The following is a 13,850-nucleotide window of genomic DNA, read 5'->3' as shown; positions in this document are numbered from 1 at the left end:
AAACCTGCGTACCTCGTTGAATCTCAAGGAGTTTCCCGTTCCGACTGCGCCGGAAGTGGGGCGAATTATAGACCCCCAGAATCTGCCGTCACCCGCTTTTTTTCACATTTCTGTCATATCGGCCAAAAAAATCACGAAAACACGAAGGCCGACCTCTAGAGGTCGGCCTTCGTCATGACCTGCTACTTACAAGCTAGGGAAAGCAAACTGCGAAGCCTCATGGCTCGCACGCTGCGGCCAGCGCTGGGTAATGGCTTTGCGACGGGTATAGAAGCGCACACCATCCGGGCCATAGGCATGCAGGTCGCCGAACAGCGAGCGCTTCCAGCCGCCGAAGCTGTGGTAAGCCACAGGAACCGGCAGCGGTACGTTGACGCCGACCATGCCGACTTCAATTTCGTCGCAGAACAGACGCGCCGCTTCACCATCACGAGTGAAGATGCAGGTGCCGTTGCCGTATTCGTGATCGTTGATCAGCTTCATCGCCTCTTCCAGGCTGTTGACCCGAACCACGCACAACACCGGCCCGAAGATCTCTTCCTTATAGATGCGCATTTCAGGGGTAACGTTGTCGAACAGGCAGCCGCCGAGGAAGAAGCCCTCTTCGTTACCCGGAATGCTCAAGCCGCGACCATCGACGACCAAGGTCGCGCCCGCTGCCACACCGTCATCGACATAACCACTGACCTTGTCCCGCGCCTGACCGGTCACCAGTGGCCCCATGTCCAGACCGCACGAAGTGCCGGCACCGATTTTCAGCGCCTTGATCTGAGGGACCAGTTTCGCCACCAGCGCATCCGCTACCTGATCGCCGACACACACTGCGACCGAAATCGCCATGCAGCGCTCACCGCAAGAACCATAGGCCGCGCCCATCAGCGCGCTGACTGCGTTGTCCAGATCCGCATCCGGCATCAGCACCGCATGGTTCTTCGCGCCGCCCAGTGCCTGAACGCGTTTGCCGCGCTTGGTACCTTCGGCGTAGATGTATTCGGCAATCGGCGTCGAACCAACAAAGCTCAGCGCTTTGACTTCCGGCGCTTCAATCAGCGCGTCCACTGCAGTCTTGTCGCCATGCACCACGCTCAGCACGCCTTTCGGCAGACCGGCTTCGATCAGCAGTTGAGCGATCAGCAGCGTCGAGCTTGGGTCACGCTCGGACGGTTTGAGGATAAAGCAGTTCCCGCAGACGATCGCCAGCGGGTACATCCACAGTGGGACCATCGCCGGGAAGTTGAATGGCGTGATGCCAGCAACCACGCCCAGTGGCTGGAAGTCCGACCAGGCGTCAATGTTAGGGCCGACGTTGCGGCTGTATTCGCCCTTGAGGATTTCCGGGGCGGCGCAGGCGAACTCGACGTTCTCGATACCGCGCTTCAGTTCACCGGCGGCGTCTTCGAGGGTCTTGCCGTGTTCTTCGCTGATCAATTGCGAGATGCGTGCTTCGTTCTGCTCCAGCAGTTGCTTGAAGCGGAACATCACCTGGGCACGCTTGGCCGGAGGAGTGTTGCGCCATGCCGGGAACGCAGCCTTGGCGGCGTCGATCGCGTGTTGAATGGTTTCGCGGGTGGCCAGCGGCAGCTTGTGGATCGCCTGACCGGTGGACGGGTTGAACACATCAACCGCGCGACCGTTCTCGGTCACCAGTTCGCCATTGATCAAATGCGGGATAACGCTCATCGAAAACTCCTGAATTCTTGTGTACAGACGCCCACATGGGGCGCCTGTTATTCGCAGGTATATATAGAGGGAAAAATCAGTCGAGCTTGTTCAGCACTTCGCCAACCGCGTCGAACAGACGATCGAGGTCTTGTGGCTTGCTGTTGAAAGTTGGGCCGAACTGCAGGGTGTCGCCGCCGAAGCGTACGTAGAACCCGGCTTTCCATAGGGCCATGCCGGCTTCGAATGGACGCACGATGGCGTCGCCGTCACGGGCCGCAATCTGGATCGCACCGGCCAGGCCGTAGTTACGGATATCGATGACGTTCTTCGAACCTTTCAGGCCGTGCAGGGCATTTTCGAAATGCGGCGCGACTTCGGCCACGCTCTGCACCAGGTTTTCCTTTTGCAGCAGGTCGAGTGCCGCCAGGCCAGCGGCGCACGCCACCGGGTGGGCCGAGTAGGTGTAGCCGTGGGGGAATTCCACCGCGTATTCCGGAGTCGGCTGATTCATGAAGGTCTGGTAGATCTCGGAGCTGGCAATCACTGCGCCCATCGGAATCGCGCCGTTGGTGACTTGCTTGGCGATGCACATCAGGTCCGGGGTCACGCCAAAGCTCTCGGCGCCGAACATCGAGCCGGTGCGGCCGAAACCAGTAATCACTTCGTCGAATACCAGCAGGATGTTGTGCTGATCGCAGATCTCGCGCAGACGCTTCAGGTAACCCTGAGGCGGAACCAGTACGCCAGCGGAACCGGCCATCGGTTCAACGAAGACTGCCGCGATGTTCGAAGCGTCGTGCAGTTCGATCAACTTCAGCAGCTCATCGGCCAGGGCGATACCGCCCTGCTCCGGCATGCCACGGGAGAATGCGTTGCTGGCCAGCAGCGTGTGCGGCAGGTGATCGACGTCCATCATCGCCTGACCGAACAGTTTACGGTTGCCGTTGACGCCGCCAAGGCTGGTGCCGGCGATGTTCACACCGTGGTAGCCACGGGCACGGCCGATCATTTTGGTCTTGGTTGACTGACCTTTCAGACGCCAGTAGGCACGAACCATCTTCACCGCAGTGTCGGCGCACTCGGAGCCCGAGTCGGTGAAGAACACGTGGTTCAGGTTGCCCGGGGTCAGGTCAGTGATTTTCTCGGCGAGCTGGAACGACAGCGGATGGCCGTACTGGAAGCCTGGCGAGTAATCGAGGGTGCCCAGTTGTTTGGATACCGCTTCCTGAATTTCTTTACGGATGTGCCCGGCGCCGCAGGTCCACAGACCGGACAGCGAATCGTAGATCTTGCGGCCCTTGTCATCGAACAGCCAACTGCCTTCGGCACCCACGATCAGACGCGGATCGCGCTGGAAGTTGCGGTTGGCGGTGTACGGCATCCAGTGCGCGTCCAGCTTCAGTTGGCTGGCCAGTGGCGACGGCGCGTTTTCAGGCATGTTCATCGGGCAAAACCTCGCAGGGCATAAGCATCAGGGAGATAAAAAGCGTTGTTGCAGCTAAATTGCCACGCGGATAAAGTCGGTGAAATCCAACTTTTCTAACCTTCAGTTAGAAGCCTGCTAAACGATGAGAACAACAGCATGAGCAGTCGCCGCCCCGATCCGCTGGCCCAGGTCAGTGATTTTGATATTCGCCTGCTGCGGATTTTCCGCAGCGTGGTGGAGTGCGGCGGCTTCTCGGCGGCGGAAACCGTGCTTGGCATCGGTCGCTCGGCGATCAGCCAGCAGATGAGCGATCTCGAACAGCGCCTCGGCCTGCGTTTGTGCCAGCGCGGCCGCGCCGGGTTCTCGCTGACCGAAGAGGGCCGCGAGGTTTATCAGTCAGCGCTGCAACTGTTAAGTGCGCTGGAAAGTTTCCGCACCGAGGTCAACGGCCTGCACCAACACCTGCGTGGCGAGTTGATCATCGGCCTGACCGACAACCTCGTCACCCTGCCCCACATGCGCATCACCCACGCCCTCGCACAGTTGAAGGAACGCGGGCCGGACGTGCAGATCCAGATCCGCATGATCGCTCCCAACGAAGTCGAACAAGGCGTGCTCGACGGTCGCCTGCATGTCGGCGTGGTGCCGCAGGCCAGCGCACTGTCGGGGCTGGAATATCAGCCGTTGTACAGCGAGCGCTCGCTGCTTTATTGCGCGGTGGGTCATCCGCTGTTTTATGTCGATGACAAGCAACTGGATGACGAACGTCTTAATAGTCAGGACGCGATTGCCCCGACCTTTCGTTTGCCGGCGGAGATTCAGGCGCATTACCAGGCACTCAACTGCACCGCCAGTGCGTCTGACCGTGAGGGCATGGCGTTTCTGATTTTGACCGGGCGCTATATCGGCTATCTGCCGGATCACTACGCCAGCCTGTGGGTGCAGCAAGGTCGCTTGCGTGCGCTGAAATCGACGACACGTTTTTATGATTTGAGTCTGGCATCGGTCACGCGCAAGGGGCGGCGCCCTCATTTGGTGCTGGAAAGTTTTCTGGAGAGTCTGGCGGCGACGCGTTGAAAAATCCTGCAAGGCCCGACAGATAAGGTTTTCAACCACAAAATCACTGAATAACCTGAGCAAGTGGACAGCTTTTTGCAAAGCAGGATCAACCCCGATCCTTCAACAAGAAGCCTTAAGCCATGCAGCCAGATTCTGAACCGTCCAGCGACCTGATCTACGGCCTCGACGACCGCCCAAAACCACCCGCCGCGATCCTCGCCGCCCTGCAACACGTGCTCGCCAGTTTCGTTGGCATCATCACCCCGCCGCTGGTGATCGGCTCGACCCTCGGCCTGACCGCACACTTGCCGTACCTGATCAGCATGGCGCTGATGGTTTCCGGGGTCGGCACCTTTATTCAGGCGCGACGGCCGTTCGGCATCGGCGCCGGGATGATCTGTTTGCAGGGCACCAGTTTCGCCTTTCTCGGCGCGGTGCTGTCGGCCGGGTTTCTGGTCAAGCAGCGTGGCGGCAGCCCGGAGGACATTCTGGCGATGATCTTCGGCGTATGCTTTTTCGGCGCCGTGGTGCAGATCGTCCTCAGCCGTTTCATCGGTCAATTACGCCGGGTCGTCACGCCGCTGGTGACCGGGATTGTCATCACCCTGATCGGCGTCAGTCTGATCAAGGTCGGCATCACCGATCTGGGCGGCGGTTTCAATGCCCCGGACTTCGGGGCGCCGGGCAATTTGGCACTGGGGGTGTTCGTGTTGCTGACGATCATCCTGCTCAATCGCTCGAACACGCCGTGGGTGCGGCTGTCGGCCATCATTATCGGACTGCTGCTTGGCAGTCTGGCCGCGTGGTTCAGCGGGAAACTGGTTCCGCAGGCATTGCCTGACTTGCCGCTGGTCAGTCTTCCTGCACCGTTCAAGTTCGGTTTCAGCTTTGACTGGACAGCTTTCCTGCCGGTCGCGCTGATTTATCTGATCAGCACCATCGAAACCGTCGGCGACCTCACCGCCAATTGCATGCTTGCCCGCCAGCCGATCAGCGGCCCCTCCTATATAAGCCGACTGCGCGGCGGCGTGCTCGGTGACGGCGTGAGCTGCATGATCGCCGCCACCTTCAGCGCCTTCCCCAACACCACGTTTGCGCAGAACAACGGCGTGATCCAGTTGACCGGCGTGGCCAGCCGCTACGTCGGGCTGTACATCGGCGCGATTCTGTTTTGTCTTGGCCTGTTCCCCATGATCGGCGCGGTGCTGCAGCAGATCCCCAAACCGGTGCTCGGCGGCGCCACCCTGGTGATGTTCGGCAGCGTGGCGGCAGCCGGTGTTCGGATTCTCGCGCAGTCGCCGCTGGACCGACGCAGCATGCTGATCATCGCCACCTCGCTCGGCGTAGGCCTGGGCATTGCCGCGCAACCGAACCTTCTGCATCTGTTGCCGAAACTGGTGCAAAACCTGTTCGATTCGGCGATCACCAGCGGTGGCCTGACCGCGATCATCCTCTGCCTGTTGCTGCCGGAGGCGAAAACCACCCGCGTCGAATCCGCCGCAGCGCTGAACAAGATCGAACAGGCGTAACGGTTTTATTGCATCAGGACTTGTCGGATGCCTGTGGGTGCGTTATCAACGCAACTGGTTGCACCCACAGACAAACCGGAAGTGCCTATGACCTTTGAAGTCCCTGCTCACGGCGGCAAACCCGCCAGCCGCATTCGTCAGAAGAACGAAGAGACCATCCTCAAAGCCGCCGAAGACGAGTTCGCCCGTCACGGTTACAAAGGCACCAGCATGAACACCATCGCGCAGAATGCCGGGTTGCCCAAGGCGAACCTGCATTACTACTTCACCAACAAGCTTGGGTTGTACGTGGCGGTGCTGAGCAACATCATCGAGCTGTGGGACAGCACCTTCAACACCCTGACCGCCGAGGATGATCCGGCCGAAGCGCTGACCCGCTACATTCGCGCCAAGATGGAATTCTCCCGCCGCCAACCGCAAGCCTCGCGGATCTTTGCGATGGAAGTGATCAGCGGTGGCGAATGCCTGACCGAGTATTTCAACCAGGATTACCGCGCCTGGTTCCAGGGCCGCGCAGCCGTGTTCCAGGCCTGGATCGATGCCGGCAAGATGGACCCGGTGGATCCGGTGCACCTGATTTTCCTGCTGTGGGGCAGCACCCAGCATTACGCCGATTTCGCCACGCAGATCTGCCGCGTCAGCGGTCGCAGCAAGCTGACCAAGCAGGACATGGAAGACGCCGGCAACAACCTGATCCGCATCATTCTCAAAGGCTGCGGCCTCACCCCGACTATTTAAGACGTTTATGCCTTTCACCCTCAGCGGTTTTTGCGAGTACCGCGAAGAGATTCGCAAAAGCCGCTTCATCACCTTCGCCGCGCCGATCGGCAGCCCCGCAGACGCGCAGGCGTTCTTCGAACAACACAGCGACTTGAATGCCTCGCACAACTGCTGGGCGTGGAAACTCGGTGCGCAATACCGCAGCAACGACGACGGCGAACCCGGCGGCACCGCCGGACGGCCGATTCTGGCGGCCATCGAAGCGCAGGATTGCGATCAGGTCGCGGTGCTGGTGATCCGCTGGTATGGCGGCATTCAACTGGGCACCGGCGGTTTGGCCCGAGCCTATGGCGGCGGCGCGAACAAGTGCCTGCAAGCGGCGGCAAAAGTCGAGTTGATCAGCCGTGTGCCGCTCAGTTGTGCCTGCGGCTTTGCCGAGTTGGCGTTGGTGAAGCTGCGGGTGGCGGACCTGGGTGGGTTGGTCGTCGAAGAAAACTTCACCGCCAATGGTGTTGAGTTGCAGTTGGCGGTGGGTGAGGCGCAGATCGAGTTGTTGCAAACGCAGCTGGCGGATCTCAGCCGTGGGCGGATAGTGCTGCAGCGTTAGAAGAGCAAAAGATCGCAGCCTTCGTCAGCTCCTGCACAGGACTTTGCGTTTCCCTGTAGGAGCTGCCGAAGGCTGCGATCTTTTAGGGCATCGACGGATTTCTATATTCCAGCAACTTGCCCACATCTGCTGTGCACCCGACTGTGGATAACCTGAGCACATATGGCTGTAACCCTTCTGTCACGTGGCTTTGCGCGATTTGCTCACTTTTCGTCCACTGCGCATGAAAAAAGATAAATCCCACGTAAAAACAGATAGTTAGCGCTTTTTATCACCATTGGGAGATAGCACCGCAGCGCTTATGCCGAGGATTTCCAATTGCGCACAAATACTGTGGAACAACCTGTGGATAAGCCGTTCATGGCTGGCGCAGTCGCAGGTTCTGTATAGCTTCGACCCGGCTGCTCGTTTTTTAACCAGTTCGTCACGGTGCAAAAGTGGAGCCGGATCAACAGCTTTGCGCTGAATTGGTGCCCGCTCCTGCTGCGTTTTTCAGCGCGACGCTCTGCCGCCGGCACGCGGCAACAGTTACGGCGGGCGTTCCTGACTCAATGGCCAGGAAATTGCTTTATCCACAGGCACATCTCCAAGTCAGTCGAGCCTGTCATGCCAAGCCCAGATTCAACGCCGCGCCTGCAACTGCGCCAGATCAGCAAACGCTACCCCGGTTGTCTGGCCAATGACGCCATCGACCTGTGCATCGCGCCCGGGGAAATCCACGCGCTGCTCGGTGAGAACGGCGCGGGCAAAAGTACCTTGATGAAGATCATCTACGGCGTGACCCAGGCCGATACGGGGGAAATGCTCTGGCAGGGTCAGCGAGTAAATATTCGCAACCCGGCGCAGGCCCGGCAGTTGGGCATCGGCATGGTGTTCCAGCATTTCTCGCTGTTCGAAACCCTCAGCGTCGCGCAGAACATCGCTCTGGCAATGGGCGCCGAGGCCGGTACGCCGAAACAGCTTGAGCCGAAAATTCGCGAAGTGTCGCGCCGCTACGGCATGGCGCTGGAGCCGGAGCGACTTGTCCACAGCCTGTCGATTGGCGAGCGGCAACGGGTGGAGATCATTCGTTGCCTGATGCAGGACATTCGCCTGCTGATCCTCGACGAGCCGACGTCGGTGCTGACGCCGCAAGAGGCCGACGAACTGTTCAACACCCTGCGCCGCCTCGCCGCCGAGGGCTGCAGCATTCTGTTTATCAGCCACAAGCTCGCGGAAGTGCGCGCGCTGTGCCATAGCGCCACGGTCTTGCGCGGCGGGCGGGTCGCCGGGCATTGCCTGCCGGCCGAATGCTCGGATCAGCAATTGGCGCAGATGATGGTCGGCGAAGCGGCGGCGTTGATCGGCGAATACCCGAAAGTCAGTGGCGGTACGGACTTTCTACAGGTCAACGGCTTGAGCTGGCACAACCCCGATCCCTTCGGCTGCTCGTTGAGCGACATCAACCTGCAAGTGCGCGGCGGCGAAATCGTCGGCATCGCCGGGGTCGCGGGCAATGGCCAGGATGAGTTGCTCGCCCTGCTCAGCGGTGAACAAACCCTGCCCCGCGACGGCGCGACAACGATTCGTTTCGCCGGGCAAGCGGTCGCCGATTTGCGTCCGGATGCGCGGCGCCAACTCGGTCTGGCGTTCGTCCCGGCAGAACGCCTGGGCCACGGTGCGGTGCCGGAACTGAGCCTTGCCGACAACGCCTTGCTCACGGCCTTTCAACAGGGGCTGGTGAGCAACGGTTTGATCGAGCGCAATAAAGTCGAAGCCCTCGCCCAACAGATCATTCAGCGCTTCGGGGTGAAAACCCCGGGCACTCACGCGACCGCGCGCAGCCTGTCCGGCGGCAATCTGCAGAAATTCATTCTCGGCCGGGAAATCCTCCAGCAACCGAAACTGCTGATCGCCGCGCACCCGACCTGGGGCGTCGACGTGGGCGCGGCGGCGACCATTCACCGCGCGCTGATTGCCCTGCGCGATGCCGGCGCGGCGATCCTGGTGATCTCCGAAGACCTCGACGAACTGTTCCAGATCAGCGACCGCCTCGGCGCCCTGTGCGCGGGGCGTCTGTCGCCGCTGCAGAACACCACCGACACCCTGCTGAGCGATGTCGGTGGCTGGATGGCCGGGCACATCAACCACCCGCATTCATCGGCCACGGCCTGACGGAGTTTCCCAACATGCTGCTTTCCCTCGAACCCCGTGGCCAGCAATCGCGCCTGATGCTGTGGTGCTCGCCATTGCTGGCGGCGCTGCTGACCCTCGGTTGCGGCTCGCTGCTGTTCATCGCTCTGGGACATGAGCCGCTGCAAACCTTGCACACGCTGTTGATCGCTCCGGTCAGCGATGTGTATGGCGTCTCCGAACTGCTGGTCAAGGCGCTGCCGATTCTGCTCTGCGCATTAGGCTTGGCGGTGGCTTATCAAGCGCGGATCTGGAACATCGGCGCCGAAGGTCAGTTGCTCCTCGGTGCACTCGCCGGCAGTGCCTTGGCGGTGAACATCATCGACCTGCAAAGCCGTTGGGCACTGGTGCTGATTCTGCTCACCGGGACCTTCGCCGGGGCCGCTTGGGCCGGGCTGACGGCATGGCTGCGCACGCGCTTCAACGCCAACGAAATCCTCACCAGCATCATGCTCAATTACATCGCGCTGAACCTGTTGCTGTTCTGCGTGCACGGGCCGCTGAAGGATCAGGCCGGCTACAACTTTCCCGAGTCGGCGATGTTCGGCGACGCCAGCCGCCTGCCGCTGCTGATGGAGGATGGCCGGGTGCACGCCGGGGTGTATTTCGCCCTGCTCGCACTGGTTGCGGTGTGGGTGTTGCTGCAGAAAAGCTTTGTCGGTTTCCAGATCAAAGTGCTCGGTCTGGATAAACGTGCGGCGGGGTTCGTCGGCTTTCGCGAAAAACGTCTGATCTGGCTCGCGCTGTTGATCAGCGGTGGTTTGGCCGGGCTGGCCGGGGTTTGCGAAGTGACCGGGCCGATCGGGCAATTGGTGCCGCAAGTCTCGCCGGGCTATGGCTATGCAGCAATCACCGTGGCGTTTCTCGGGCGGTTGAACCCGATCGGGATTCTGTTCTCAAGCCTGCTGATGGCGCTGCTGTACATCGGCGGCGAGAGCGCGCAGATGACCCTGAACCTGTCGCAAGCCATCACCCAACTGTTTCAGGGAATGATGCTGTTTTTCCTGCTGGCCTGCGACGTGCTGATTCTCTATCGGCCACGTCTGAAACTGCGCTGGACACGGCGCGCGTCGACCACCGCCGTAACCGCCGGAGCGCTGTGATGGATATCGATCTGCTGAGCAATATTTTCTACGCCATGGTGCGCTGCGGCACGCCGCTGTTGTTGGTGGCGCTGGGTGAGTTGATCTGCGAGAAGAGCGGCGTGCTCAACCTCGGGCAGGAAGGAATGATGCTGTTTGGCGCGGTGATCGGTTTTATCGTCGCCCTCAACAGCGGCAACCTGTGGCTCGGCGTGTTGCTGGCGATGCTCGCGGGGATGCTCTTGTCATCGCTGTTTGCCCTGGTGGCGCTGGTGTTCAACGCCAATCAGGTGGCGACCGGGCTGGCGCTGACGATCTTCGGTGTGGGCCTGTCGACCTTTGTCGGCGCGGCGTGGGTCGGCAAGCCGTTGGCCGGATTCGAGCCGTTGGCGATTCCGTACTTGAGTGAGATTCCGCTGATCGGGCGCATGCTGTTTGCTCAGGACTTGCTGGTGTACCTGTCGTTCGCGCTGTTTGCGCTGGTGGCTTGGGTGATCATCAAAAGCCGTGTCGGGCTGATCATTCAGGCCGTTGGTGAGAACCCGGACGCGGCCAGTGCGATGGGCCTGCCGGTGCTGACCGTGCGCACGCTGGCGGTGCTGTTCGGCGGGGCGATGGCCGGTTTGGCCGGGGCGTATCTGTCGCTGGCGTACACGCCGATGTGGGCCGAGAACATGACCGCCGGACGCGGCTGGATTGCCCTGGCGCTGGTGGTGTTTGCCAGTTGGCGGGTGTGGCGCTTGTTGCTCGGGGCTTATCTGTTTGGCCTCGCCAGCATCCTGCATCTGGTGGCGCAGGGCTTGGGGCTGGCGATTCCGTCGAGTCTGCTGGCGATGCTGCCGTATGTGGCGACGATTGTGGTGTTGGTGCTGTTGTCGCGCGATGCGGTGCGGACTCGGTTGTATGCGCCGGTGTCGTTGGGGCAGCCGTGGCAGGCCGGGCATTAGGGCGGTGATGTCACTGGCCTCATCGCTGGCAAGCCAGCTCCCACAGTGTCCGTGTTGTGTACAGATTTGCGAACACCGCTGAGCGGCCTGCGAATTCGAGAAGCAACCACGCTAGAGCCTGGAGTATGCTTCGGGATCAACAGCTCTTTTGAGACCCGGCTCGATGTGTTGCGACGAGTGTTGCAACTACGGCTGGGTCAGGCGTGTCCATTGAATCCGTGAACCGTAATCTTCAAGGAACCGAGTCATGTCCCAGGCAAAAAACGCACTGATCATCGGCGCCTCCCGTGGCTTGGGCCTCGGGTTGGTGAAAACCCTGTTGGCCGAAGGCTGGCAAGTGACCGCCACCGTGCGCAATCCGCAAAAGGCCGAGGCGCTGCAAGCGCTGGGCAAGGTGCGGATCGAGAAACTCGACATGGACGACCAGCAAGCGGTGATCGCCCTGAGCCAGCAGCTCAAGGGCGAGACCTTCGACCTGTTGTTCGTCAACGCCGGGGTCAAAGGTCCGGAAGTGCAAACCCCGGGCGGCGCGACACTGGCCGAAGTCGGCCAACTGTTTTTCACCAACGCCGTGGCGCCGATCAACCTGGCGCAGCGCTTCGTCGGGCAGATCCGTGACGGCAGCGGCGTGCTGGCGTTCATGAGTTCCGGTCTGGGCAGCGTCACCGTCCCCGACGCCCCGGAGCTGGCGCTGTACAAGGCGAGCAAGGCCGCGCTGAACTCGATGACCAACAGTTTCGTCACGCAACTGGGCGAGCAGAAACTCACCGTACTGTCGCTGCACCCGGGCTGGGTGAAGACGGACATGGGCGGTGAAGGTGCCGACCTGGATGTAGAGACCAGCACTCGTGGGCTGATTGATCAGGTGAATGCGTATACCGGCAAAGGCGGGCATCACTTCATCAACTACAAGGGTGAAACCATTCCCTGGTAAGCACCACAGATCTTCCCTGTAGGAGTGAGCCTGCTCGCGATCGCAGTGTGTCCGTCACCGATGATATTGAATGAAAGACCGCTATCGCGAGCAGGCTCACTCCTACAAGGGGATGGTGGTGTCCTGTCGGATTGGGCTTGCCCGCGGCCGTGATTTGTTTGAAACTCCGCACCTCGTCCAACGCGGCGACCCTGGATCAGCAGACAGGGCAACACTGAGCTGGCAACCCTGAACCCCACTTTCAGAGGAGCCGGCCACAATGCCTGCGACCCGTACCTGGTTAAAAAATCCCCTCGCCATTTTCACGGCCAACGCGCTCAATGCCCGTGGCGGTCTGGTGCTGCAAGGCGGCGTGATCGTCGAAGTGCTGGCGGCCGGTCAGCAACCGTCCGCGCCGTGCAACGAAGTGTTCGATGCCCGCGAGCATGTGATCCTGCCGGGCCTGATCAACACCCATCACCACTTCTATCAAACCCTGACTCGCGCCTGGGCGCCGGTGGTCAATCAGCCGCTGTTCCCGTGGCTGAAAACCCTGTACCCGGTGTGGGCAAGGCTGACCCCGGAAAAACTCGCCCTCGCGACGAAAGTGGCTTTGGCTGAACTGCTGCTGTCGGGTTGCACCACCGCCGCCGACCACCATTACCTGTTCCCGGACGGTCTGGAAAACGCCATCGACGTGCAAGTCGACACCGTGCGTGAACTGGGCATGCGCGCCATGCTCACACGCGGTTCGATGAGCCTCGGCGAGAAGGACGGCGGCCTGCCGCCGCAACAGACGGTGCAGGAAGGTCAGGTGATTCTCGACGACAGTCAGCGCCTGATTCACGAGTACCACGAGCGCGGCGATGGTGCACAAATCCAGATCGCTCTGGCGCCTTGCTCGCCCTTTTCGGTGACCCCGGAAATCATGTCGGCCAGCGCCGAACTGGCGAATAAACTCGACGTGCGTCTGCACACGCACTTGGCGGAAACCCTCGACGAAGAGGATTTCTGCCTGCAGCGTTTCGGCCTGCGCACCGTGGATTATCTGGACAGCGTTGGCTGGCTCGGCCCGCGCACCTGGCTGGCCCATGGCATCCACTTCAACCCGGATGAAATCACTCGCCTCGGCCAGGCCGGCACCGGTATCTGCCATTGCCCGAGTTCGAACATGCGTCTGGCCTCCGGCATCTGCCCGAGCATCGATCTGACCGATGCCGGTGCGTTGTTCGGTCTGGGCGTGGACGGTTCGGCCTCCAACGACGCGTCGAACATGATTCTCGAAGCGCGTCAGGCGTTGTACATCCAGCGCCTGCGTTACGGCGCGGAGAAGATCACCCCGGAACGCGTGCTCGGCTGGGCGACCAAAGGCTCGGCGAGCCTGTTGGGACGTACCGACATTGGTGAACTGGCGGTGGGCAAGCAGGCGGATCTGGCGTTGTTCAAGCTCGATGAGCTGCGTTTCTCGGGCAGCCATGATCCGATTTCGGCGCTGCTGTTGTGCGGTGCCGATCGTGCGGATCGGGTGATGATTGGCGGCAAGTGGCGTGTGGTGGACGGTCAGGTTGAGGGGCTTGATCTCAAAGGCCTGATCGCCGATCACAGCCAGGCGGCTCGGCAGTTGATCGCCGGCACCTGAACCCAACACTAAACCCTGTGGGAGCGGGCTTGCTCGCGAAGGCGGTGTGTCATGCAGTTTCAAGCTGCCTGATACACCGCCTTCGCGAGCAAGC

General features: G+C 60.9%; 11 protein-coding genes. 9 read left to right on the top strand and 2 right to left on the bottom strand.

What is annotated here, in order from left to right:
- Positions 1-186 precede the first annotated feature (186 nt).
- Together LVD08_RS17450 and LVD08_RS17445 are read right to left on the bottom strand one after the other, a co-directional pair.
- Positions 187-1,680 (bottom strand): CoA-acylating methylmalonate-semialdehyde dehydrogenase, encoded by a 1,494-nt coding sequence (locus tag LVD08_RS17450; protein ID WP_027613649.1) that lies wholly within the window; start codon positions 1,678-1,680, stop codon positions 187-189.
- A gap of 76 nt (positions 1,681-1,756) precedes the next feature.
- Positions 1,757-3,106 (bottom strand): aspartate aminotransferase family protein, encoded by a 1,350-nt coding sequence (locus LVD08_RS17445; RefSeq protein ID WP_247268762.1) that lies wholly within the window; start codon positions 3,104-3,106, stop codon positions 1,757-1,759.
- Between the two features lie 138 nt (positions 3,107-3,244).
- On the opposite strand from LVD08_RS17445, the gene LVD08_RS17440 reads away from it, so the two are divergent.
- The 9 genes from LVD08_RS17440 to LVD08_RS17400 all read left to right on the top strand — a co-directional run bounded on the left by LVD08_RS17440 (position 3,245) and on the right by LVD08_RS17400 (position 13,756).
- Positions 3,245-4,165, top strand: coding sequence for a LysR family transcriptional regulator (locus LVD08_RS17440; RefSeq protein ID WP_007968115.1), 921 nt, complete (start codon positions 3,245-3,247; stop codon positions 4,163-4,165).
- A 122-nt stretch (positions 4,166-4,287) separates the two neighbouring features.
- The gene (locus LVD08_RS17435; RefSeq protein WP_103369674.1) at positions 4,288-5,676 is read left to right on the top strand and encodes a uracil-xanthine permease family protein; all 1,389 of its coding nucleotides are present in this window, start codon (positions 4,288-4,290) and stop codon (positions 5,674-5,676) included.
- A gap of 87 nt (positions 5,677-5,763) precedes the next feature.
- On the top strand, positions 5,764-6,414 hold the full coding sequence (locus tag LVD08_RS17430; protein ID WP_027613646.1) for a TetR/AcrR family transcriptional regulator: 651 nt from the start codon (positions 5,764-5,766) through the stop codon (positions 6,412-6,414).
- A 7-nt stretch (positions 6,415-6,421) separates the two neighbouring features.
- On the top strand, positions 6,422-7,003 hold the full coding sequence (locus LVD08_RS17425) for an IMPACT family protein (RefSeq protein ID WP_096794857.1): 582 nt from the start codon (positions 6,422-6,424) through the stop codon (positions 7,001-7,003).
- A gap of 606 nt (positions 7,004-7,609) precedes the next feature.
- Entirely contained in the window at positions 7,610-9,157 is a 1,548-nt protein-coding gene (locus tag LVD08_RS17420) for an ABC transporter ATP-binding protein (RefSeq protein WP_247268761.1), read from the top strand.
- A 14-nt stretch (positions 9,158-9,171) separates the two neighbouring features.
- Entirely contained in the window at positions 9,172-10,278 is a 1,107-nt protein-coding gene (locus LVD08_RS17415; RefSeq protein ID WP_247268760.1) for an ABC transporter permease, read from the top strand.
- Positions 10,278-11,204 carry an ABC transporter permease gene (locus tag LVD08_RS17410; protein WP_003221385.1) on the top strand — a complete coding sequence of 309 codons (927 nt, stop codon included), beginning with the start codon at positions 10,278-10,280 and terminating at the stop codon, positions 11,202-11,204. The genes LVD08_RS17415 and LVD08_RS17410 overlap by 1 nt, the downstream gene beginning before the upstream one ends.
- Positions 11,205-11,451: 247 nt before the next feature.
- Positions 11,452-12,138 carry an SDR family oxidoreductase gene (locus LVD08_RS17405; protein ID WP_247268759.1) on the top strand — a complete coding sequence of 229 codons (687 nt, stop codon included), beginning with the start codon at positions 11,452-11,454 and terminating at the stop codon, positions 12,136-12,138.
- Positions 12,139-12,397: 259 nt separating this feature from the next.
- Entirely contained in the window at positions 12,398-13,756 is a 1,359-nt protein-coding gene (locus LVD08_RS17400) for an 8-oxoguanine deaminase (RefSeq protein ID WP_247268758.1), read from the top strand.
- Positions 13,757-13,850: the final 94 nt, after the last annotated feature.

This window comes from Pseudomonas sp. YL2, assembly GCF_023063025.1.
Classification (GTDB): Bacteria; Pseudomonadota; Gammaproteobacteria; order Pseudomonadales; family Pseudomonadaceae; genus Aquipseudomonas; species Aquipseudomonas putida_A.
This window is presented reverse-complemented; position numbering and strand designations above follow the sequence as displayed.